Annotated in this window: 20 protein-coding genes; 4 read left to right on the top strand and 16 right to left on the bottom strand. The window is 61.6% G+C overall.

Annotated features, from left to right (window positions below):
• The 8 genes from A477_RS0102710 to A477_RS0102675 form a co-directional block, all read right to left on the bottom strand.
• A partial coding sequence (locus A477_RS0102710) for a sugar phosphate isomerase/epimerase family protein (protein WP_017197500.1) occupies window positions 1–782 on the bottom strand: 782 nt, incomplete at its 3' end.
• A 26-nt stretch (window positions 783–808) separates the two neighbouring features.
• Entirely contained in the window at window positions 809–2,305 is a 1,497-nt protein-coding gene (locus tag A477_RS0102705) for a sugar ABC transporter ATP-binding protein (RefSeq protein WP_017197499.1), read from the bottom strand.
• Window positions 2,302–3,156 carry a sugar phosphate isomerase/epimerase family protein gene (locus tag A477_RS0102700; RefSeq protein WP_017197498.1) on the bottom strand — a complete coding sequence of 285 codons (855 nt, stop codon included), beginning with the start codon at window positions 3,154–3,156 and terminating at the stop codon, window positions 2,302–2,304. The genes A477_RS0102705 and A477_RS0102700 overlap by 4 nt, the downstream gene beginning before the upstream one ends.
• A complete protein-coding gene (locus A477_RS0102695) occupies window positions 3,149–4,000 on the bottom strand; it encodes a sugar phosphate isomerase/epimerase family protein (protein ID WP_017197497.1) in 852 nt (283 codons plus the stop codon). The genes A477_RS0102700 and A477_RS0102695 overlap by 8 nt, the downstream gene beginning before the upstream one ends.
• A gap of 75 nt (window positions 4,001–4,075) precedes the next feature.
• Entirely contained in the window at window positions 4,076–5,065 is a 990-nt protein-coding gene (locus A477_RS0102690; RefSeq protein ID WP_017197496.1) for a sugar ABC transporter substrate-binding protein, read from the bottom strand.
• 65 nt (window positions 5,066–5,130) lie between these two features.
• Complete coding sequence (locus A477_RS0102685) at window positions 5,131–6,270, bottom strand: ABC transporter permease (RefSeq protein ID WP_017197495.1); 1,140 nt, start codon at window positions 6,268–6,270, stop codon at window positions 5,131–5,133.
• A 43-nt stretch (window positions 6,271–6,313) separates the two neighbouring features.
• Window positions 6,314–7,357, bottom strand: coding sequence for a Gfo/Idh/MocA family protein (locus A477_RS0102680; RefSeq protein ID WP_017197494.1), 1,044 nt, complete (start codon window positions 7,355–7,357; stop codon window positions 6,314–6,316).
• Complete coding sequence (locus tag A477_RS0102675; RefSeq protein WP_017197493.1) at window positions 7,354–8,490, bottom strand: Gfo/Idh/MocA family protein; 1,137 nt, start codon at window positions 8,488–8,490, stop codon at window positions 7,354–7,356. The genes A477_RS0102680 and A477_RS0102675 overlap by 4 nt, the downstream gene beginning before the upstream one ends.
• A gap of 250 nt (window positions 8,491–8,740) precedes the next feature.
• On the opposite strand from A477_RS0102675, the gene A477_RS0102670 reads away from it, so the two are divergent.
• Both A477_RS0102670 and A477_RS0102665 read left to right on the top strand, forming a co-directional pair.
• Window positions 8,741–10,009 carry an ROK family transcriptional regulator gene (locus A477_RS0102670; protein ID WP_017197492.1) on the top strand — a complete coding sequence of 423 codons (1,269 nt, stop codon included), beginning with the start codon at window positions 8,741–8,743 and terminating at the stop codon, window positions 10,007–10,009.
• A 282-nt stretch (window positions 10,010–10,291) separates the two neighbouring features.
• A complete protein-coding gene (locus A477_RS0102665) occupies window positions 10,292–11,320 on the top strand; it encodes an AraC family transcriptional regulator (RefSeq protein WP_044568139.1) in 1,029 nt (342 codons plus the stop codon).
• A 40-nt stretch (window positions 11,321–11,360) separates the two neighbouring features.
• On the opposite strand, the gene A477_RS0102660 is transcribed toward A477_RS0102665, so the two are convergent.
• The 8 genes from A477_RS0102660 to dnaK form a co-directional block, all read right to left on the bottom strand.
• The gene (locus A477_RS0102660; RefSeq protein WP_237715702.1) at window positions 11,361–12,347 is read right to left on the bottom strand and encodes a DUF916 domain-containing protein; all 987 of its coding nucleotides are present in this window, start codon (window positions 12,345–12,347) and stop codon (window positions 11,361–11,363) included.
• Window positions 12,348–12,497: 150 nt separating this feature from the next.
• On the bottom strand, window positions 12,498–13,076 hold the full coding sequence (locus tag A477_RS0102655) for a WxL domain-containing protein (RefSeq protein WP_017197489.1): 579 nt from the start codon (window positions 13,074–13,076) through the stop codon (window positions 12,498–12,500).
• Window positions 13,077–13,415: 339 nt separating this feature from the next.
• Window positions 13,416–13,844, bottom strand: coding sequence for a thioredoxin (trxA, locus tag A477_RS0102650; protein WP_017197488.1), 429 nt, complete (start codon window positions 13,842–13,844; stop codon window positions 13,416–13,418).
• A complete protein-coding gene (clpB, locus tag A477_RS0102645) occupies window positions 13,841–16,477 on the bottom strand; it encodes an ATP-dependent chaperone ClpB (RefSeq protein ID WP_017197487.1) in 2,637 nt (878 codons plus the stop codon). Before clpB ends, trxA begins: the two co-directional genes overlap by 4 nt.
• Complete coding sequence (locus A477_RS0102640; protein ID WP_017197486.1) at window positions 16,474–16,791, bottom strand: chaperone modulator CbpM; 318 nt, start codon at window positions 16,789–16,791, stop codon at window positions 16,474–16,476. The genes clpB and A477_RS0102640 overlap by 4 nt, the downstream gene beginning before the upstream one ends.
• Entirely contained in the window at window positions 16,788–17,717 is a 930-nt protein-coding gene (locus A477_RS0102635; protein WP_017197485.1) for a DnaJ C-terminal domain-containing protein, read from the bottom strand. Before A477_RS0102635 ends, A477_RS0102640 begins: the two co-directional genes overlap by 4 nt.
• Window positions 17,710–18,249 (bottom strand): nucleotide exchange factor GrpE, encoded by a 540-nt coding sequence (locus A477_RS0102630; protein WP_017197484.1) that lies wholly within the window; start codon window positions 18,247–18,249, stop codon window positions 17,710–17,712. The genes A477_RS0102635 and A477_RS0102630 overlap by 8 nt, the downstream gene beginning before the upstream one ends.
• 8 nt (window positions 18,250–18,257) lie before the next feature.
• A complete protein-coding gene (gene dnaK / locus A477_RS0102625; protein ID WP_017197483.1) occupies window positions 18,258–20,156 on the bottom strand; it encodes a molecular chaperone DnaK in 1,899 nt (632 codons plus the stop codon).
• A gap of 466 nt (window positions 20,157–20,622) precedes the next feature.
• Between dnaK and A477_RS22875 the strand changes: the two genes are divergently transcribed.
• Together A477_RS22875 and A477_RS0102620 are read left to right on the top strand one after the other, a co-directional pair.
• On the top strand, window positions 20,623–20,886 hold the full coding sequence (locus tag A477_RS22875; RefSeq protein WP_011774567.1) for a UBP-type zinc finger domain-containing protein: 264 nt from the start codon (window positions 20,623–20,625) through the stop codon (window positions 20,884–20,886).
• A 23-nt stretch (window positions 20,887–20,909) separates the two neighbouring features.
• Window positions 20,910–22,649, top strand: a complete 1,740-nt coding sequence (locus A477_RS0102620) for an FAD-dependent oxidoreductase (protein ID WP_017197482.1) — start codon at window positions 20,910–20,912, stop codon at window positions 22,647–22,649.
• The last annotated feature ends 104 nt before the right edge of the window (window positions 22,650–22,753 follow it).

The following is a 22,753-nucleotide window of genomic DNA, read 5'->3' as shown; positions in this document are numbered from 1 at the left end:
CCCCAGGGCAGGTGGGAGCCCATCACGGTGTTCCGGCCGGTGGGGCGGAGCTTGGTGTCCTTGCAGTCCACGTGGTAGATCCGGTCTTTGAAGTCCCAGATGAAGGACACAGGATCGATGCCCTGCCACATGAAGTGGGACGGGTCCCAGTTCAGGCCGAACGCTTCGCGGTGGCCGATCGCTTCGAGGGTCCGGACGGTGGTCCAGTAGTCGTAGGCGATCTCGGAGGGGTGGACTTCGTGGGCGAAGCGGACCCCGTTTTCGTCGAAGACGTCCAGGATGGGGTTCCAACGGTCGGCGAAGTCCTGGTAACCGGCCTCGATGACCTTTTCCGGGACGGGCGGGAACATGGCCACATACTGCCAGATCGAGGATCCGGTGAACCCGACGACGGTGTCCACCCCCAGGGCGCGGGCGAGGCGGGCGGTGTGTTTCATTTCCTCGGCCGCGCGCTGGCGGACGCCTTCGGGTTCCCCATCACCCCACACCTTGGAGCCAACGATTGCTTCGTGGCGGAAGTCGATGGGGTCATCGCACACGGCCTGGCCCTTGAGGTGGTTGGAGATGGCCCAGACCTTCAGGTTGTACTTCTCCAACACTGCGAGTTTGGATTCGACGTAGCCGGGTTCGTCCCAACGCCAAGCGTCCAGGTGGTCTCCGGAGACGGCGATTTCCAGGCCGTCGTAACCCCAGCCCGAGGCAAGGCGCGCAACTTCCTCGAAGGGGAGGTCGGCCCACTGGCCAGTGAACAAGGTGAACGGCCGGGTCTGATGATCGGGCATGATTCTATCCGTTCTGGTCGGATCGCTTACGCCGCGGCATATGCGATGACGTTTTCTTTGGTTGCTTGTGCCTTGTCCAGTTCGGCCACTACTCGGCCGGACCGCATGACCATCACTCTGTCGGAGAGCTCGAGCAGCTCGGGTAGTTCGCTGGAGATCACGAGTACGGCTACGCCTCTACGGGCCAGTTGTTCGATCAGACGGTGGATCTCGGCTTTCGCACCGATGTCAATGCCCTTTGTTGGTTCGTCAAGGATGAGGACCTTGGGATTGCTGGCCAGACAGCGTGCGATGATGACCTTTTGCTGGTTGCCGCCGGACAGGGACTGTATTGGCGTTTCCGCAGAAGGGGTCCTGACATCAAGTTCCTTGATGTAGTTGCCGACCATCTTCTTTTCGTAACCCCTCCGCAGCACGCCCCACTTGCTGACCTGTTTCAGCAGGGACAAGGTGGTGTTTTCGCGGATGGACAGCATCGGGATGATGGCCTGCAGCTTTCGCTCCTCCGGGACGAGGGCAATGCCGGCGGCGATGCCGGCAGAGGCACCATGGAGGCGTAGCTTCCGGCCGTCGATCTCCACGGTTCCGGCATCGGCTTTATCTGCCCCGTATATGCACCGGGCGACCTCGGTCCGCCCTGCACCGACGAGTCCCGCCAGTCCAACGATTTCCCCTGCATGTAATTGGATGTTCACATCCTCAAACGCGCCGGCAAGGCTGAGACCCCGCGACTCGAGAACCAGTTCACCGCGTTCGCGCGGAATGTGCTCGTAAAGGTCCACGTCCCTACCCACCATCAGCTGCACCACGGAACGGGCATCGAGCTCATCCGCAGGGACGGATGAGGCCACGGTCTTGCCTTCGCGGATGACGGTTATCCGGTCGGCCAAGGTGAAGACTTCCTCCAGTTTGTGCGAAACGTACATGATCGCAAGGCCCTTGGCCCGTAGCTCGTTGACGAGCTTGTACAGCTTCTCAACGTCCTGCTCGGTCAGGGCGGTGGTTGGCTCATCCATGATGATCACTCTGGCGTCCTGGGCTATGGCCCGCGCGATTTCCACCATCTGACCGTCCACCGTTGAGAGCGCCATCGCAGGGGTATCGAGGTTGAGGTGCGGTGCAACCTGGTCGAGAGCCTTCCTGGCCCGGCTGCGGATTTCGCGGCGGGAGAGGATGCCGTTGTGTCCACCCCAGTTTCCCAAAAGAACATTTTCGGCTACGGACAAGTCCGGAACCAGGTTGTGTTCCTGGTAGATGGTCGCAATCCCGGCGGCTTTGGAGGCCGCAGTGCTGGAGGGCATTAGTTCGCCGTCCACGTACACACCACCTTCGTCGGGAGCATAGAACCCGCTGAGCGTCTTGATCAGCGTCGATTTTCCGGCTCCGTTTTCACCACAGACGCAGTGCACCTCTCCGGCATGAAGTTCGAAGTTCATGCCGGAGAGGGCAACGACGCCCGGAAACAGTTTTACGAGATTGCGTGCTTCAACGATTGCTGAAGCGCGTCCGGGCGTCCCAGTCACGGCAGTTCCCTCCTCAGGAAGGTGAGTCCATCTCTGGCCAGAGCGTCCATGGACGGCGCCACCGGCCGCCAGAGCGAAACGGCCTTGGCGATTTCCTCGACTGTGGGGAGGAACGATTCGACAACAATGGACCCCTGGTAATCAATCGTTTTCAGCGCATCAAAGGTCTCGGACCAAGGGACGTGACCGCTGCCGGGCGTTCCACGGTCATTTTCTGACACTTGGAAGTGGAAGACCTTGTCACCGGCAGAGGTGATGGCAGCAGCAATGTTCTTCTCTTCGATGTTCATGTGGAACGTGTCGAGCATCAGGCCTACGTTGTCCCGTCCGATCAGCTCGCACAGTTCCAGTCCCTGCTCCACGGTGTTGACCAGATCCGTTTCGAAGCGATTGAGCGGTTCTATGGCAAGGGTTACGTCGCGTTCCAAGGCGTAGTCGGCCACTTCACGCAGGCTGTCGGCCGCCCACTGGCGCTGCTGCCGGCGTTCCTCGGGGGGAAGCAGCCGGGCTTTGCCTGTGGCGGAGTACATCGGACCGGCCACGTGGGGGGACCCAACGGCCTGGGCGATGTCAACGCAGAGTTTCAGGTAGTCAACGCCCTGCCGCCGCTTCTGCGGGTCTTCGTGCGAGACATCGCGGTCCGGTCCGAACGCACCGCAGATGGACACCGGCAGCCCGGTCCGCACCGAGGCCTCCTTCAATGCTTCCGCACTGACGACGGCGGGGTCTTCAATGCAGACCTCGATCAGGTCGTAGCCCATCTCCTTGGCGACGTCGAACTGATTGACGTCCCGATCGGTGAACGGGGAGACCAGGATGAAGGTGCTGATTCCAAACTCGTATTTACTCATTGGGCCACAGCTCCTGTTCCAGCTTCTTCATTTCGTTGATGGCCTTCTCGGTGTAGGGGTCCAGGAACTCCAGGTGGCCACCACGCGCCATCATGGCGAAAGGGTTCGACGCGGCAGGCAGAAGTTCGAAGGTCAAATAGCCGTCGAAGTTGATGTCCTTCAACGTCTGCAGCGTCGGCCGGAAGTCGATGTGTCCTACGCCGGGCGCTGCGCGGTTCGAGTCGGCGAGGTGGACGTGGTTGACCTTGCTGCCGGCACGGGCGAAGGCTCCGTGGATGGTGTCTTCTTCAATATTCATGTGGAAGAGGTCACCGTGCACGCCAGCGTTTTTCAAACCGGTGGCGTCCAGGAGTTCAACGGCGCGGTCGAGCCGGTTCAGGAAATGCGTCTCGTAGCGGTTCCACGGTTCGAGGGTGATGTTGATGCCGACGCTGGCAGCGTATTCGCCAAGCGTGCGGACATTCTCGACAGCCCATTCCCATTCCTGTTCATCGCTGGCCAGGGCTTCGGTCTTTCCCACCGGGGATGGCCCAACGATGATGGTCGGAGCTCCAACGGCGGCGGCGAAGTCTGCCACCGACTTGCCGTAGTCCAAGGCCTTTTGCCGGTTGGACGCGCTGGGGTTGATCAGGTCGCGTTCCTCTCCAAACCAGATGCTGCAGATGGAACTGACGTCGATACCGGCGTCGCTGGTCAGTTTGTTGATCTCTTCTACGTTGTGCGTTGCCGGTTCTCCGACCAGTTCGATGGCGTCGTAACCATACCGGGCGACGCGGTCAATGCCTTTGGCGATGTCTTCCTGGTAGTAGACGATGGCGTTGTAGGAATACTTGAAGCGGGACATGATTCTCCTTGAATTGAAAGTGGGTTGGTGTAGTCGGGCAGCCGGTCCGGGCCCGGCCTCGATAGCGTTGGGGTTCTAATCCTTGAAGATGTTGCCCCAGAGCTTGGGGTCATCGACGTTCTCTTTAGTGATGAGCTTGGTGTCGGTCAGCTGCATCTTCGGGACTTCCTTGCCGTCCAGCAGATCAACTTGAGCCTGAAGGGCCAGTGCTCCCATCTCGAACGGGTTCTGGTCCATCGTGGCGTCCTGAACACCGCTGCGGATCCGGTCCAAGGCCAGGGGCGTGCCGTCTACTCCGACGAGCGGGATGTGGTTTGCGGACCCGACCGGAGCGTCCTTGTTGATCTGTGAGAGGCCGGATACGATTCCCCGCACCATTTCGTCGTTGTGGCTGAAAAGGCCGTTGATACTCGAGTCGGCGGTGAAGTTGTCGACGGTCAGGGACAGTGCGTTGTCTGCGGTCCACTGTGCGTCACGGCCGATGACCTTGATGCCGGGGAACTGCTTGATGCCCTCGCTGAAGCCCTTTCCGCGCAGAATCGCGTGGTAGGCGCCCTTGGCTCCTTGGTATTCGAGAACAGTTCCCTTGTTTCCCATGAGCTTGGCCAAGGCTTCAGCGCCGAGTTTTCCGGCCTTTTCGTTATCGAAGGCGACGGCAGCGTCGGCGATGTCGCCCGGAATTACCGAGTCCACGGTGGTGACGGTCTTTCCGGCATCGTGGATCATCTGGACGCCGGGAACCAGCTCAGCGGAGTTATTCGGGCTGAGAACTATGCCGTCCACACCCTGGGCAAGTTGGTCCTGGATCTGGCTGATCTGCGTGCTGGAGTCGCCTTTGGCATCAAGGACTGTGACCTCCACGCCGAGTTCCTTCGCCTTGTCCTTGACGCCCTGACCGAGGGCAACCATGAATTCAAAACTCTGGCTGTAGAGCAGGACGGCGATCTTCTTCGTCTTCGTTCCGTCGTTTGCTTCCTGTGCGGCGCTGGGTGCTCCGCAGCCGGTCAGTGCGATGGCAGCGGCGGAGACTGCCGCGAGGACCGCCAGTTTGGGTGAGGTCTTCATTGACTTACTCTTTCTGTTGAGTGCTAAGACATGCCGGCTGGGCCAAGCTGTCAGCGGGTGAGGTGTCAGGCCGAGGTTCCGGTGGTGTTCGCTGTGGCGGGACTGGCGACCGCGGCGCCCGCCGTCGTCGGGTCTATCGCCGGCGGCGGTCCGATCGTGCGTTTCCTTGCGAGGTTCTTTTGGACGTACTTGTAGCGGTATACGTCCAGTGCGGCGGCGGCGAAGATGACGACGCCCTGGACAATGCGGTCGTAGGACGAGGGGATGCCGAGCAGGTTCACGGCGTTGGAAACCATCGCGATCAGCAGCACGCCGAGCAGTGTGCCCTTGATGTTTCCTTGGCCACCGAAGAGGCTGGTTCCGCCGATGACCACGGCGGCGATGACGGTCAGTTCAATGCCGTCGCCTGCACGCGGGCTTCCGGAGGCCAAGCGGCCAGTGAGCAGGAGTCCGGCCATTCCCGCCGAGAGACCGGCGATGATGTAGGCGTTCATCGTGACACGGTCCACTCGGATCCCGGCAAGCAGGGCTGCTTCCTTGTTACCGCCGACGGCATATATGGAGCGTCCGTAGGTGGTGCGGGTGAGGGCAAGGTGGGCCAGGAAAGCCAGCACCAGAACGGCCGGTATGAGCAAGGGAATTCCTGCGATTTTAGCGCTGACCATTTCAGTGAGCACCTTCGGAACAGGTGTGATGTTGCCGCCGTCGGAGTAGGCGAAGGCGATTCCCGACCCCGCCGAAAGTGTGGCCAGCGTCGCGATCAGCGGGGAAATGCCCAGCTTCGTGACCATCAGGCCGTTGACGGCTCCGACTCCGGCGCCGACCACTAGACCGGTCAGGAGCCCGATTGCCGGCGGCATATCCATGTTGACGATCACGCCCATCGACAGCACGGACGACAGGGCAGCGGTCGATCCTACCGAGACGTCGATACCACCGGTAAGGATCACGAAGGTCATGCCGATGGCGAACACACCGAGGATCGTGCACTGGTAGAGCAGGTTTACCAGGTTGACTGTGGTCAGGAATACCGGGCTGAGGAACGTCAGCAGTACACCGAAGAGCAGGACGACGACGAGCAGGCCCTGTGCACCTATGAAGTCGCCGACGCCGGAAAGCCGTGAACGGGACTCGACTTGGGATTTTCCGGGGCCAGCCTTCCCGGAAACCGGACCGGACGAGCCGGTGGCTGTTTTTGGCTGCATGATTGTATCTCCAGTCAATTCGACACTTCCTCGGTGGGAAGTGCTAGTGGCTGCCGAAGAGTTCGGCGTTGGTTTTGAGGGGAATGGGCGCGCCATCTTGCCGGGCGGAATCGGCCGTGGCCATGACGAGTTGCAGGCTTTGGATGTTGTCGGTGACGTCCGTCTCTGCCTTCTCCCCTGTTTCGATGGCCTCGCGGAATGCTGCGAGGGTGCCCAGGCGTTCCTCGACCGGGAGAGGGTCCAGCTCAACGTGCATGACCCCGGAGCGTTCGACCGCGCCGGCGAGGAATACGGTGTCGAACAGTGAGGCGAAGTTAATGGTGACTTCGTTGTTCTTCCACGTAATGGCGCCCTTGCTGCCTTGGACCTCCCAGTCACCGTCCCAGCTGGTCTGCGGGCCGTATGAGCTCCACGAGCCTGTATAGACGACGCGGACACCGTTGGAGCAGTCCAACTGCACCACCGCGGAGGCGTTGCCCTTGAACCTGGAGGTGCCGGTGTTCCAGGACCGTGCACGGACAGCATTGGGTTCCAGGCCGACGATGCCACGGAGTTGGTCAAGGTGATGGATCATGGCGTCAACGATCAGGGGTTCGTCCATTTCGAGCCGGAATCCATCGAACGGAGGGTTCTTCTTGTAGTCGATGAACACATGCTCAAGGTCACCGATGATGCCGTCGCGGATCAGGCGCTGAACAGTGCGGGCGGCGCGCTTGAAACGGTAGTTCTGCGACACCATGGCCTGTTTGCCGGATTTCTCCGCCGCTTCGATAATCCGGATTCCGTCTTCAAGGCTGTGGGCGAGGGGCTTCTCAATGAGTGTGTGCACGCCTGCTTCCAGTGCCGGGATGGCCACGGCTGCGTGGTACTCGGGTGGAACGATGACCAAGGCAGCGTCGAACGTGTCCTTGTGGTTCAACGCATCATCGATGGTGGCATAGGCGGGGATTCCGTACTGTTCGCCTGCCGCCCGCGCGGCGTCGGGGTTGACGTCGACAACGCCTGCCAGCTCCCAGCTTTTGCTCTGGTGAATCACGTTCAGCCATGAGGCGCCCCAGGCGCCGAGGCCTACTTGGATGATCTTCATTGATGCGCTCCTTCTAGTTCTTTTGTGTTTGGGACGTCGATCCACTCGCCGCCCTTGCTGGATTTGATAATGCATTCAGTGAGGACGGCCGATCTGAGGCCGTCCTGGAACGTCGGCAGACCTTCGCGGACGTCACCGCCGATGGCGGCATAGGTATCGGCCACGAACGCATTGAATGCATCCTGATAACCCTGCGGATGGCCGGCTGGCAGGACACTGAGCCGTGCCGCTTCCGGGCTAAGCGCTCCCGCATCACGGACAAGCAGCTGGGACCCCGTGCGCTTACCTAGCCATAACGTCTCCGGGGCTTCCTGATCGAACTGGAGGGTGCCCTCCGAACCCGCGATCTCGATCATCAGGCGGTTCTTTCGTCCAGGGGCAACTTGGCTGACCAGGAGATTTCCCACAGTGCCGGATTCAGTGGCGAAAACAGCTGCAACGAGGTCTTCAGTTTGAATGTCCTTGTTGTTCGTCCGGCCTGAGAAGAGAGTCCGGCTCAGGGCGCCGACTTTTGTTATCTGTTCACCGCTCACGAATTCGACAAGATCGCACAGGTGGGAGCCGATATCGGCAAACGCCCGGGATGGCCCACCCAGAACGGCGTCCACCCGCCAGTTGTCGTCTTCCCGGGAGAGAAGCCAATCCTGAAGGTAGGAGCCCTGAATCGCGGAGATCCGTCCCGTTTGGCCGGATGCAATACGTTCCCGGGCTTCCCGGACCATTGGATGGAAGCGATAGATAAAAGGAACGGTCGCAACGGTCCCCGCCTTGGCGGCCAGTGCTACCAGTTCGGTTGCGTCCTGGACATTGGTAGCCAAGGGCTTCTCACAGACCACATGTTTGCCTGCTTTCAGCGCGGTCTTAGCCAGTCCGTAATGAGTGCTGTTCGGCGTGCAGATGTGGATGACGTCGATAGCGTCGTCCTCAACGAGGTCGTGGACGGACGCGTAAGCCTGCTGCACACCCAAGCGGTCCTTGGCGTGCTCGGCGCTGGCACGGCTCGAGGAGGCAATGCCGGCGATATCCGCCCCTGCAGCACGGGCGGCTCGGCTGTGCACCTCAGCCATGAACCCGGCACCGACGAACCCGGCCCGCAGCCGGGAGGGGGTTGTCGTGGTTCTGTCGTTTTCCATGCCGAAACAGTGACACGCAGCACGTGACTTTGGTCAGTGGCTCAGCAAAAGTCTGCACCTTTTGACGCTCACGGGGGCCGATTGCACGCCCAAGTTGCACTTTTTGATGCTAAGCACTTCGCCGAGTGGACGGGAAGGAGTGAGCAGCTTGACACTGAGTGGAGATGAGGGCCCTCAGGGTCCTGTGAGCCGGGTTCGTCAAGAATTCAGGCCCACCAACAAACTCATTTGAGCCCCGAATTGGAGTGTCATGGACAACGGCGGACCCGGCGAACTTCTGCAAATCCTGCGGGACGGACAACCACGAACCAGAGCAGACCTGGCTGGGACCACAGGGTTGGGCAGAGCTGCCGTCAGTTCCCGCCTTGAGCCGCTCCTGAAACTTGAACTGGTTGTTCCCGTATCAGGGGCACCTTCTACTGGTGGCCGTCCATCGGCGCGGCTAGCCTTCAACCCGGGCGCAAAGTTGGTCGCAGCCGCAGACGTCGGCGCGACACACGTCACCGTGGCACTTACGGACCTGTCAGGAACGGTACTCGTGGAAACCACTGAGCGGCTGGAGATTTCATGCGGACCTGAAGCAGTCCTGGACTGGCTCTTGGCGATGGTGACGGGACACTTGGAAGTGTTGGAGCGACCAACTGCGGATGTCATCGCCGTCGGTATTGGGCTACCCGGGCCAGTTGAGCACTCCACCGGGAAGCCGACGAGTCCCCCGATCATGCCAGGATGGGACGGATTCGATGTTCCCGCTTATGTTCAGAAGACCTTGGACGTACCCGTACTCGTCGATAACGATGTCAACCTTATGGCACTTGGCGAGCGGGCGACCCGCTGGCCAAACGAGGAGAACATGATCTTCCTCAAGGTCGCCACTGGCATCGGATCGGGACTGGTTAGCGGAGGAGAATTGCAGCGGGGCGCGGCAGGTGTCGCTGGAGACGTCGGCCATATTGCTGTTTCCCGGGGGTCAGGAATTCTCTGTCGGTGTGGCAAGAGTGCCTGCCTGGAAGCCATAGCGGGCGCGCCTGCCATCGCCGCTCAGCTCCGCGAGAGCGGGCTGGAGGCAATCACTGGAAGCGACGTCGTTTCGCTCGTTCGTTCCGGGAATCTGGCTGCTATCCAAGCGGTCCGCCAGGCGGGCCGCGACATCGGAGAAATGCTCAACATGTGCGTGAGCCTCATCAACCCCTCCCTGATTGTTGTGGGCGGCTCGCTTGCCCAATCCGGAGAACACCTCATGGCAGGGATACGTGAAATGGTCTACGCACGATCAACGCCGTTGGCGACCCAGCACCTGAATATCACTCAATCCGAAACCGGGCAGGAAGCTGGAGTGGTAGGTGCCAGCATCTTGGCCGTCGAGTATGTCCTCTCCCCCCACCGAATAAATCAACTGGCAACCAGGCTGCTTTCCAGCGGAAACGAACATGTCAACCGGCAGGAAGAGCCCACTCCCCCGGCACCCCGGCCCCTCCTTGGGGCGATGGCCAAACAATTGCAGGATGCACCTACGTGACCACTGCTCCGAGCGAATTCGAGTAGACAGCCGCGTGGGTTTGGACCTGCCGACGCGGCCCCTTCTCCGAATACGTACCCTGTGCACGAACGGCGTACCCAAGCCTCGACAGCACCAAAACAAACACATCAACGCGCCAGCCGATGGCGCATCCAGGGGTAAAATTGCCCTACCAGCGGACCTCATTTTCGGTCGGTCTGACGAGTCACCGCAACCGCTTCCTTAAGGCGCTGTGGCAGCTCGCACAACTGCCATGATGCTCGGCTGGTGAAGGAGGATGGCATGCCTCAATCTGGTGACGCGAACAGCGCCCGTGTGCGACGATACGCAGTGCCGGAGGGGCTCAATCCCGAACAAAGATTCGAGCATTGGCGGGTGTGGTACGGCAACGCCGTCGAAACACCGATGCGACTGGAACGGTCGGAAGGTGAGATTCCAGCGTCCGTCAGTCCCTCAGCCATTAATCTTGCCGGGCCGGGCTTCAGCCTCATAGAGATGCACAACACCCCCGCGCTGGGCTTCTGGGCGCCAAATCCCGACTCCACGGATCTGCGCCTTGCCTACTTCCGTAAGGCACAGGGCTTGACCCTCGACCTCAACGGCGCACCCGAGCCGGTACCGACGGGCTCCGTCAGATTCATCGACACGTCGCTGGGCGGCAGTTTCGATGCGCCCGAAGGGTTTCACGCACAGCAGCTCAACATGGACCGCATCAGCCTCAACGTCAGCGAAAGCGGTCTGCGCTCCCTTCTTCGCATGCCTGACCTTGCAAGCCACCCAATTGTGGGGACCTTCGTGATCCCCGCATTGATGAGCTGGAAGAGGCCGGGAATCGACAGCGAGGCGTCAGGAACCGGCGAGATCCTCCGATCCGTCATGGCAACCTTGGTGGGTTCCCTGCTCGAATCACCGGTCGACGATGAGACACAGAAACCGGCACTAAGCCGGGCGGTAAAGAAATACCTTGAGACCAGCTACGACAATCCACATCTGGACGTGGCAATGATCGCCGGAAAGTTCAACCTCTCCCGTCGTTCCCTGTTCTACTTTTTTGAGACTGAAGAACTCCGTTTGGGTGAGCGAATTCGCGCCTTGAGAACGCGGAAAGCGCTGGAGCTCCTGCTTCAAGCCGATGCCCAAAGGCTTGCCTACTCAGAAATTGCGGCACGGTGCGGATTCACCAACGTTCAAAGCATGCGCCGGGCAATCAAAGAGTTTACCGGGATGAATATCAGGGAGATCCATAAATCCGAGCCCGTGGTTCATATGGCACTGCAACAACTGCGGCAGAGGCTCAGCCCCGGAGCCTGAACGCATGACGATGAGGCCTGGCGTCGCATGGTTCGGCGTGTTAATGAGGTGCCGTGCTCCCCATGGATTTCAGTTGGGAGAGCGCAACGCGGGCGCGGCGAATGAAACGGACAGCCCGCCATGCCCCGTAGAAGGCGGCAGCAAAGCAGACCAGGCCAATGGCAAGGAGTGGCCACGGTGCGTAAAAAACGCGCGAACCCGCCTGAGTGGTGCCGGCCTCAGAAGTCACCGTCGCCTCGGCCGCGCCGCCCTGGATAATGGGTGCCTGTGCGAGTGTGGCGTGCAGGTCAATGCTCGCTCCTGGGAGCAGGCCATCGGGAGTGCTGAATTCCAACCTCGTTGCCGTGACAGGCCAGCCTGAGAGGCTCACGTAAGCGGACGGATGCAGAATGGTGTTGCCGGTGTTGCGCACGGGCAGAATGAAGTCGAGGTTGTCCCCGTTTTGTTTCCAGCTCAGACCGCCGTGGGCAAGTGATTTAGCAGCGGTGCCGGAAACGTTGAGGTAAATACGTACGCCTTGGCGTTGAATCGTGTCCAGTCGAACGGCGGTATCACCGTTGACTGCCGTGGTCTTGCCTTGGACGGTGGGGCTTTGGATGATGAGCCCTCCTGCATAGTCTCCGGGAGGCGTGCCTTCGGGAACGGTGAGACGGAAGGGCACTTTGAGGTCCGTGTTGGCGGGGACGGTGATATGTTCCGTATCAAGCTCGACCCACGCGCCGACACCTTCGCGGGGGGCGGATTGTGCGGCCATCGCAAATGTTCCCTGCACTGTGTTTTCCCCATCCACAGGGTAGGTCGCCAGGGTAACGGGTGAGGAAGTGTGGTTGGAGACGATGGCTGTGGCCTCCAACTTGGCCCCGGGATATAGGGACAGGTGGAAGAAGTCCGCCTCTGTCTCCGGGCGGATTCCCAAAGTCCCGTTGTCGACCGCGGAGGCGGGGTCGGCCATGAGGAGAATATCCAGGATCAGCAGCGCCATGGCGATGATCACTCGCCCGGGCCGGTGTGGGGAAGGTGTTTTCACGTTTTCTCAGTCCTGGAAGCATCCGGATTAGTTTTTGTGGTGCTGCGGTATGGAAGTGACGGGGCGTCCGGCCGGCCGGCGGCGGATATTGGCCGCTTACCGGCCCGCCCGCCTCCCCATAAAGGGGACGGCGGACAGGCCTACGCGGTTTTAGCCCATGGTGTAAGTGATGGTGGAGGTGTAGGGGTTCAAGGCTCCGCTGGCGCCAACCGCGTAATTGGAGCGGTAGGCGTTGGCCGGAATGGCGAGGCTGAACGCCGGGGCGAGCGTGTACGTTCCCATGTTCTGGCCCAACGAGGAGACCAGGGCCTGGGAGGTCGTTGACAGGGCCAACGCCGGAGCGGTGATGGTTGCTGCAGAGTCCGATCCGGCGCCCGCTGTGATGGTGCCTGGCGTGATCGTCAAGCCGCTGACAGGAATAGTGCGTGGGATCGATTCATCTGTTCCTGCGGCGCTGGTCGGCGTGGATGCGCTCACCGTAAGCGCCCACGCCGAGCCCGTGCCCCGGGCATCGGTGATAGTCCACTCCGAGGAGGCAACACCCGTGGAGGTCTGGGTATTCGATCCGTCCAGCGTGACCCCCGTCAGGGTGGCACCGTAGGTGGTGGCCGTTAGAGTTCCGCCGGAGATCGTGGAGTCAACGACGTCGGCCGAGGCGGGGGTCAGTCCGACGGTCGCAGCGATAGCGGCAGTGGCGAGGATAGCCGAGAGTTTGGTAATTCTACGCATGGTTTTGTCCTGTGTTTGAGGTGACAAAAAGTGAATACGCGCGTCCCGCTGGGGCCGGGGAACCCCACGTTCAGCGTGAATTTATTCTACGAATCTTGATGTCGCGAATAAGTGGCGAAGAATTCGATTCATGCAAACATTCGCCGTAAATGCATCACTTCGTGCACAGGGGCCGGCGAGTGCCGGTATACAAGATGGGAAGAATGCCAAATTAATGAGTCTTCCCATTGGGCCAGTCGGAAACCGGGATTTCTCTCAGCCATCTAAACGTGGACGCACGCAGCCCAAAAGGCACGACGGCGGGACGCCGCCCTGCCGCCGTCGCCCGCTGTTCCCGGGCTACTTCGTGAGTGCTTCCTCCAACCAAGACCTCAACACCGGCGCGGGAGCCGCGCCGGCTTGCCTCGCAACGATCTTGCCGTCAACGATGACCATCAACGTTGGCACTGCCTGTATCGCGAACCTGGCGGAAAGCTGCGGGGAATGGTCCACATCGACCTTCACAAGTTTGATCTGCCCGGCGCGTTCGTGTGCCAACGTGTCCAGTACGGGGCTCACCATCCGGCACGGTCCGCACCACACGGCCCAGAAGTCCACCAATACCGGAACGCCGGGGCGTTCGGCGATCGCGCTGAAGTCATCGTCGCCGGCTTCAACCACCCAGGGCAGGTCCCGGTGACAGCTCCCGCAGCGCGGTCGGCCATCGGCGGCTGCCGGAACACGGTTCGACTTGCCGCAGTGAGGGCATTTGATGATGGCTTTGTTCATGTGGTTCCGGCCTCCTCAAGCTCCATTGTGCTGTATTCAACCACGAGCTCGTTTCCGGAAACCGCCACCGTGATCGCTCCGCCCTCCTCGATGCTGCCGCGCAGCAGGGCCCGCCCCACCTGCGTTTCGACCACATGCGAAATATAGCGCCGCAACGGCCGGGCTCCGTAGACCGGATCGAAACCACGTTCGGCAATCAGAAGGCGTGCCTCCTCGGTCAGGTGCAGCTCTATTTGCTGCTCGGCCAGGCGCTGCCGCAGCTGCTGGAACAGCAGATCAACGATTCGTTCGATTTGTGGCAGTCCCAAGGGCGCGAACAAGACTGTGTCGTCGACGCGATTCAGGAACTCGGGTCGGAAGTGCGCCCGGAGCTCAGCCATCACCATGCCGCGCGCCTCCTCCGTGATCGTCCCTCCTTCGGACGAACCTTCCAGCAGATACTGGGAGCCGATATTGGAGGTCATGATGATGACGGTGTTGCGGAAATCGACCGTCCGGCCCTGCGAGTCTGTAATCCGGCCGTCGTCGAGCACCTGCAGCAACGTGTTGAAAATGTCCGGGTGGGCCTTTTCCACCTCATCGAACAGCACCACCGAATATGGCCGCCGGCGCACCGCTTCCGTGAGCTGCCCTCCTTCGTCGTAGCCGATGTAGCCGGGCGGAGCCCCCAGCAGACGGCTCACTGTATGGCGCTCCTGGTACTCGCTCATATCCAGCCGGATCATCGCGTTCTCGCTGTCGAAGAGCGATGCGGCCAGGGCCTTGGCAAGCTCGGTCTTCCCGACGCCCGTAGGGCCGAGGAAGATGAAGGAGCCGATCGGCCGACGGGGATCCCGGATACCGGAGCGCGCACGAATGATGGCATCCGACACCGCGTTAATCGCCTCATCCTGTCCGACGACCCGGGCGCGCAGGATTTCGTCCAGGTGAAGGACTTTTTCACGTTCGCCCTGTTTGAGCCGGGCGACCGGTATCCCGGTCCAGGCCGCGACAATGTCGGCGATCTCGTCCTCGGTCACCACCTCGCGGAGCAGGCGATTTTCGCCCTGTTTCGCGGTCAGCCGTTCTTCTTCGGCGGCCAGACGCCGTTCGAGGTCGGCAAGTCGGCCGTAGCGTAGCTCTGCCGCCAGGTTGAGGTCGTAGTTCCGCTCGGCTTCCTCAGCGTCCAGCCGCGCCCGTTCCAGTTCAGTACGTATTCCCTGCAGCTTGTGGATTGCTTGGCGCTCGGCTTCCCATTGGGCCCTCTTGGCGTCTGCTTCTCCGCGCAAGTCCGCCAATTCACGCCTCAGTTCCGTCAGCCGGGTCTTGCTGGCCGGGTCGGTTTCCTTGGCGAGTGCCGCTTCTTCGATTTCGAGCCGCGTAACCTTCCGGGTGAGCTCATCCAGTTCCGCCGGCATCGAGTCAATTTCCGTCCTGAGCCGGGCGCACGCTTCATCCACGAGGTCAATGGCCTTGTCCGGAAGAAACCGGTCGGTGATGTACCGGTGGGAAAGGGATGCCGCAGCCACCAAGGCACTATCCTGGATCCGTACGCCGTGGAAAACCTCAAGGCGCTCCCTCAAGCCTCGAAGGATTGAAATGGCGTCCTCGACGTCGGGCTCCTCAACCGTGACCGGTTGGAAGCGGCGCTCCAATGCTGGATCAGACTCGATGTGTTTGCGGTATTCGTCGAGCGTGGTTGCGCCGATCATGTGCAACTCCCCGCGGGCCAGCATGGGCTTCAGCATGTTACCGGCGTCCATCGACCCCTCGGAAGCGCCTGCCCCCACAACGGTGTGCAGTTCGTCCACAAAGAGCAGGATCCTTCCTTCTGCCGCCAGCACCTCGGCAAGCACCGCCTTCAACCGCTCTTCGAATTCGCCGCGGTACTTGGCACCAGCTACGAGGGCACTCAGGTCCAGCGAGAAAATGGTCTTGTTCTTCAGGCCTTCGGGCACGTCCTGCCGGACGATCCGCTGGGCCAGTCCCTCCACAATGGCGGTTTTGCCGACTCCAGGCTCGCCGATAAGCACCGGGTTGTTTTTGGTCTTGCGTGAGAGTATTTGGACAACCCGCCGGATTTCCGCGTCGCGGCCGATGACGGGATCCAGCTTTCCGGTATGCGCGTCCGCCACCAGATCGCGGCCGTACTTCTCCAGCGCTTCGTAGGTTTGCTCCGGCGTTGCCGAGGTTACGCGCTGGTTTCCCCTGACCTGGGTCAGGACCGACAGGAACGCCTCGCGGGTAATGCCGTGCTCCGCCAGCACCCTGCCGGACGCCGTGGACCGGCCTTCCTCCGCCAGCGCGACCAGTAGGTGCTCCACCGAGACGTACTCGTCTTTGAGTCGTTTTGCTTCACGTTCAGCGGCATCGAGGAGTGCGCCAAGCCTACGGCTGACGTACACCTGGCCGGGCGCTGCGCCGGGCCCCGTGACTTTCGGTTTCCTTCGCAGCTCGGTCTCGACCGCCCGGTTCAGCTCCTCCACGTCAATCTGCATGCCCACGAGCAGCCGCGGGACCAATCCCCCCTCCTGCTCCAGCAGGGCCGCAAGGAGGTGCTCGCCGTCGGTCTCGGTATGGCCGTGTTGCTGGGCGATTCGCTGCGCCCCTGCCAACGCCTCCTGCGACTTCTGGGTAAAACTCTCCATGTTCATCGCGAAGCAGTCCCTTCCACGTACGAGATTTCAATCAAACGTCGTTCCAGCGTGTCAACCCTCGCCAGCAAATCCAGCACCAGCGGGATTGCCGCATAGTTCAGCGACAGCTCCGAATGCAGCCGCAGAACGCGCGCGATCAATTCCGGAGCCCGCGGACTGAACCAGGGACCGCCAGGACCATCGCCTCCCAGCGGCCGGATCAGATCCAGCTCCACGAACCTCATGACGACGTCGGAGTGGACACCGCTACTACGGGCCACCGCTTCGAGACTCAGGCGCCACGGGTAGGCGAGCGGATATTGGTGGCTCACAGCAGCCCCTCCCTTGGATGAAAATCGGACACGGCTGCCAGTTGCTCGTAGAGCCTGCGGACCTCACCACTCAACCGCGGGGGCACCATGACGCGGATCTCCGCGTAGAGGTTCCCCGGCTGGCCTTTTGGGTCGGGCAACCCCTGCCCGCGAAGCCTCAGTCTGCGGCCGCTGGAAGACCCTTCCGGAACGGCAATGGTTACAGGGCCGCCGGGCGCGTTGACCTTGATCCTGGCCCCGAGTGCGGCTTCCGACGGCGTGACAGGAAGGTCAAAATGGATGTCTCGGCCCTTGAGGCGGTACCTCGCGTCCTGCTGGATGCGCACGGTCAGGAAGAGATCCCCCGGCCGACCCCCGTCGCGGCCACCGGCACCCTCCCCCGCGAGCCGGATGCGCTGGCCGTCCATCACACCGGGGGGCACGTCGACGTCATAGTTCCGTGTCTCGCCACCCGGTTCGGCCAGGCGAACCGTGCGTCGCCCGCCACGGATGGCTTCATCAAGGGTCAGCCGAAGCTCAGCCTCGTGGTCCGAGCCCGGCGCCGGGCCCACGCCCTGCTGACGGAACCAGCCACCCAGCAGATCCTCCCAATCAACGTCGCCGCCCATGTCGACATGGGCGCCCCCGTAGGCGCCACGTCCCGGGCGCGGACCGCCGGAACCCCACCCCGTGCCGCCGCCCTCCGAATCAGCGCCGCGACCGGCATATTGCCGGTAGTCCGCGCCGAACCGGTCATAGCGCGCCCTGGTTTCGGGATCTGACAACGTATCGTACGCCTCGCCGATCTCCTTGAACTTTTCAGCAGCATCCGGCTCCCGATTAACGTCCGGGTGGTACTTTCTTGCCAGTTTGCGGTAGGCCCGCTGGATTGCATCCGGCTTCGCTGTGCGGGGGACGCCGAGAACTGAGTAGTGATCCTTAGCCACGGTCAGCGTTCACCGCCCGGCTCACGACGACGGCGGCCGGCCTGAGGATGGTATCCGTCCCGCCGTAGCCCGGGCGCAGAACGGTTAGCACGGTCCCGGGAGGAACGTCGTCCGTCTCCGATACGCTAACCACCTCGTGAATCCGAGGGTCAAAGGGTACGTTCTCGCCGTCGATCCGCGGGTACCCCAGGCGGGCCAGGATCTCGATGGCCTGAGAACGGATAGCGGCCAGGCCATCGACGAGCGGGTCCCCGGCAGAGGGGGCGTGAGCGAGAGCAAGTTCCAGATTGTCCAAGACAGGCAGCCACGCAAGCGAGACCGCTGCGCGTTCCTGGGCCCTGAGCTGTGAAGCCTCCCGAGCGGCGCGTTTTCGAATATTGTCGGCATCAGCCAGCGCGCGGCGCCAAAGATCCTCCATTTTGGCCAGTGCTTCCGCCGGCACCTCCGCCACAGGTGCCGTTTCGCCGGCTGCGGCGGCCTCTGCTTCACTCCCTGGATCGGCGTGCCCAACCGGCCCTGCCTGGTCGCTCATGGTCGAACCTAGCCACGATCGAATTCTGCATCGACAATGTCATCGTCATCCACATTGTCGGAGGACCCGGGCTGAGAGACCGGTCCCGGACCCGCCCCCGCACTGGCCACGGAGGCTGCCGAGGCACTCAACGCCGACTGCAGCTGCTGGAGCTCGGAAATCAGTTCCCTCGCTGCGCCAACATCCGCCTGGTTGCTGACGGCGTCCCGCGCCTGACCAACCAACAGTTCAGCACGGGCCTTATCGTGCACCGGGACCGAATCACCAAGCTCATTGACAGCACGCTCAACGCGGTAAGCCACCGCATCCAGTTCATTGAGGGTGTCAATGCGCTCCCGATTCTGCACATCCTCGCTCCTGTGGGAATCAGCCTCGGCGATCATGCGCTCAACTTCCCTGGCGTCGAGGTTGGAACCTTCGCTGATCGTGATGCCCTGTTCCTTGCCCGTGTCCTTGTCGCGGGCGGTGACATTGAGGATGCCGTTTGCGTCGACGTCGAACGTGACTTCCACCTGCGGTTCGCCGCGGGGCGCTGGGCGTATATCGGTCAGCTGGAACCGGCCCAGAACCCGATTATCCGCTGCCAGTTCCCGCTCTCCCTGCAGGACTACGACGTCCACGGCGGGCTGGTTATCGTCAGCAGTGGAGAACACTTCGCTGCGCCTTGCGGGGATGGTCGTGTTGCGCTCGATGATCTTTGTCATCACGCCGCCGCGGGTCTCGACTCCCAGCGAAAGCGGCACAACATCCAGTAGCAAGACATCCGAGACCTCGCCCTTAAGCACTCCGGCCTGAATCGCCGCACCTATAGCCACCACTTCGTCCGGATTGACGCTCATGTTCGGGTCTTTTCCACCGGTCAAACGCCGTACAACATTTTGTACCGCCGGAATGCGGGTGGAGCCACCGACCAAAATCACTTCGTCGATGTCATTGGCGGTGACCTTGGCATCCGTCATCGCCTGTTTGACCGGATCCATGGTCCGCTCCACCAAGTCATGAGTGATGTCTTCAAAAACGGAGCGCCGAACGGTGGTCGTCAGATGCTTGGGACCCGCGGCGTCCGCAGTGACGAAGGGAAGGTTCACCTGTGTCTGGGTCACAGAACTTAGCTCGACTTTCGCTTTCTCGGCAGCCTCGAACAGCCGTTGCAACGCCTGCGCATCCGCCCGAAGGTCGATGCCCTCCTGCTTCTGGAAATCGTCAGCCAGGTAATCCACAAGGCGGCGGTCGAAATCGTCCCCGCCAAGGTGCGTGTCGCCCGCCGTGGAACGGACCTCCACAACGCCGTCGCCGACATCCAGCAGGCTCACGTCAAAAGTTCCTCCGCCCAGGTCAAAAACCAAAACCGTCTCATGCTGACGTTTGTCAATGCCATAGGCCAAGGCCGCGGCAGTAGGTTCGTTGATGATCCGGAGGACTTCCAGCCCCGCAATTTTGCCAGCGTCCTTGGTCGCGGTGCGCTGTGCATCGTTGAAGTACGCAGGGACCGTAATGACTGCTTCCGTTATCTTCTCGCCCAACTGCTTTGCAGCGTCGTCCACTAACTTACGAAGAACGAGCGCACTCACTTCCTCAGGTGCGACTTTCTTGCCCTGCACCTGGAAACGCGCCACACCCTTGTCATCCGCCACGACGTCGAAACTCACTGCTTTGGCCTCATCCGTTATCTCGTCGTTGTGTCGGCCGATGAATCGCTTGGCGGATGTAATGGTTCCCTTGGGGTTGAGGATCGCCTGCCGGCGGGCAAGCTGCCCCACAAGCCGTTCCCCGCTGTCGGTGTAGGCCACAACTGATGGAGTCGTCCGCGCTCCTTCCGCGTTGGGAATGACGCGTGCTTCCCCACCTTCCCAGACAGCGATCACCGAGTTGGTTGTTCCGAGATCAATTCCTACTGCCTTGCCCATGACTCACTCCGGTCCTAGAGAACGCGACCGGCCTGCGGCGACGTCCGCCCGAGGTTGCACCGCACGACGCAGGCCGTTGCCGCCCAGCCAAGAGGCTCAGGGGTTTCGTGGCTTCGTCATGCAGTCTTATGAAGTTGAGTCTGCCCCCTGGACGGGCGAGCCGCATGACCCTGTTAGGTCAAATATGCTGCAGCAAATTAACCTGTCGTGCGAACGGCCCAGGGCGTGGAGACGAAGGCACTGACACAGGTGGGGATCGGCCACATGGCCGGACCAACCAAGCAAGGGTCACGAGCACGTGAACCACTTGACAGGCAGCTGAGCCGGGTCTAGTACTGGGCTATATCTGGTGCACCCCGCTCGCCGGGCCGGATGGTACCCACACCATTGGTCAGTGCCGACGTAACATCGTTGTTGGCTGTCACGGCCGGGTCGGCTCCATGAACGAACCATCACAGGAGCCGACATGACTACACGAATTCCCGACCCGCATCTCGCGCAAATTCGTCCGGTTCGGGTGCGCACGCCGGAAGGCTGCGAGGAATGTCTATCCCTGGGTACTCCTTGGGTTCACTTGAGGCTGTGTCTTTCCTGCGGCCATGTCGGGTGTTGTGATTCGTCGCCCATGCGGCACGCCCGAGCCCACGCCACTGAGTTGCATCCAATCGTTCTTTCCTTGGAGCCCGGCGAGAATTGGCGCTGGTGCTATCCCCACGAGGCGTTCGTCTAAGAAGTTGACGGGGGCAACATCTGATGCAGCCTTTCGCAGACTCCGGGCCGGTTGAAACACCGGATGTCTCTGGCGCCTATCCGCGGCTGAGCCAAGCCCAGATCGAACTGTTGGACCGTGTCGGCACCATAAGAGCTACATCCGCCGGAGAAGTCCTCACGCGCGAGGGTGACCTCGGCGGTGACTTCTTCGTCATACTGCGGGGCACCGTACTGGTCGTGGAGGGGCTGCGAGACGTTCGTGGCAGACAACCCGCGGAGGTGGACCCGGGCACCCGAATCCTCGAAGTTCACGGTCCGGGGCGGTTCCTCGGGGAGTTGGGCCTGGTCGAGGGGCAACCGGCGTTTGTCAGCAGTGTGTCCGCAGAAGTTTCTGAAGTGCTCCAGATCAGCGGGGAGGATTTGCGCCGCGTGGTTCTGACTGACGCCGCAGTGGGCGAGACCATTTTGCGTGCCTATCTTCAGCGCCGCATCCTGCTGATCGGCGCTGGCGTGGGGATCCGGATCGTTGGCTCCCGCTTCAGCCGTGACACCCTCCGCCTCCTGGAGTTTTCAGCCTCCAATCGCTTGCCTCACCGACTGGTTGATCTTGAGAACGACGGCCAAGCACAAGCCATTCTGGACCGGGTCGGTATCCCCGCGGGCGACCTTCCCGCAGTGGTGCTGAATGCTTCGCAAGTCCTCAGGAACCCCTCCAACGCAGACCTGGCCCTCGCCACGGGATTGCGAGCTGTCAAAGAACATTCGACCACCTACGATCTCATGGTGATCGGGGCTGGTCCGGCCGGTCTGGCAGCCGCAGTCTACGCAGCGTCCGACGGATTGTCGGTGGTCCTTAAAGAAGCCGTCGGCTTGGGCGGACAGGCCGGAACGTCGCCACGAATAGAAAACTTTCTCGGCTTCCCCGCCGGCATCTCCGGAGGGGAACTCACTGAAAGGGCCAGCCTTCAAGCCCGCAAGTTCGGGGTCCAGATCAACGTCGCTTGCGGAGCACGCACCATTCAGTCGAGGGACGGCGGGTTCCGCGCCGAGTTTAACGGCAGCGGCCCTGCCTATTCACGGGCCGCTCTTCTGGCAACCGGGGTCCGCTACCGCAGGCTACCGATCCCTGGGCTGGAGGAATTGGAAGGAAACAGCGTCTTCTATGCAGCCACTGTCCATGAAGCCAGGCTCTGCGGATCGCAGCCAGTGACGGTCGTCGGCGGGGGAAACTCCGCCGGGCAGGCAGCGCTTTTCCTGGCCGGCACCGGAGCAACAGTGCGACTGGTAGTGCGCGGGGCGGACCTCCGAGCGGATATGTCGAGGTACCTCGCGGAACGGATCGAAGAGCAATCCGCCATAACCGTACTGCTGGGGGCCACGATCGTGGCCGTAAGTGGTTCAGGCGCGCTGGAACGGATCGTCGTCAGCCTGCGAGCCACTGATGAACAGCGCAGCTTCGAATCCCGGTACCTTTTCATTTTCATCGGGGCCGTGCCGCACACAGAATGGTTGAAGGGTACACTCGCGCTGGATGACCACGGCTTCGTTTTGACCGGTTCCGATCTCGAGGATTTCCCTCCGGAGTTCAGCCATCTGGGTCGCAGGCGGCTGCCTCTTGAAACCAGCGTCCCCGGGATGTTCGCAGTGGGGGACGTTCGTCATGGATCGGTGAAACGCGTAACAGCTGCTGCCGGCGAAGGCTCAACAGCGGTGGCCATGATCCACGAGCACCTGCGCATCCTGCGTGACGGACCCATGGGCACGCCAACCCCAACACCTTAACAACGGCGCCATACGGGCGTAGTTTGGTGGTGGAATGCTGATGTCCTTGAGGCGACCATCGGCCTATGGAGGGTCACGATCACAGCGGGCACCGGACCACCGTT

Source organism: Arthrobacter sp. M2012083 (genome assembly GCF_000281065.1).
GTDB lineage: Bacteria > Actinomycetota > Actinomycetes > Actinomycetales > Micrococcaceae > Arthrobacter.
Note: the sequence above shows the minus strand (reverse complement) of the source record. Positions and strands in the feature narration are given on the sequence as shown.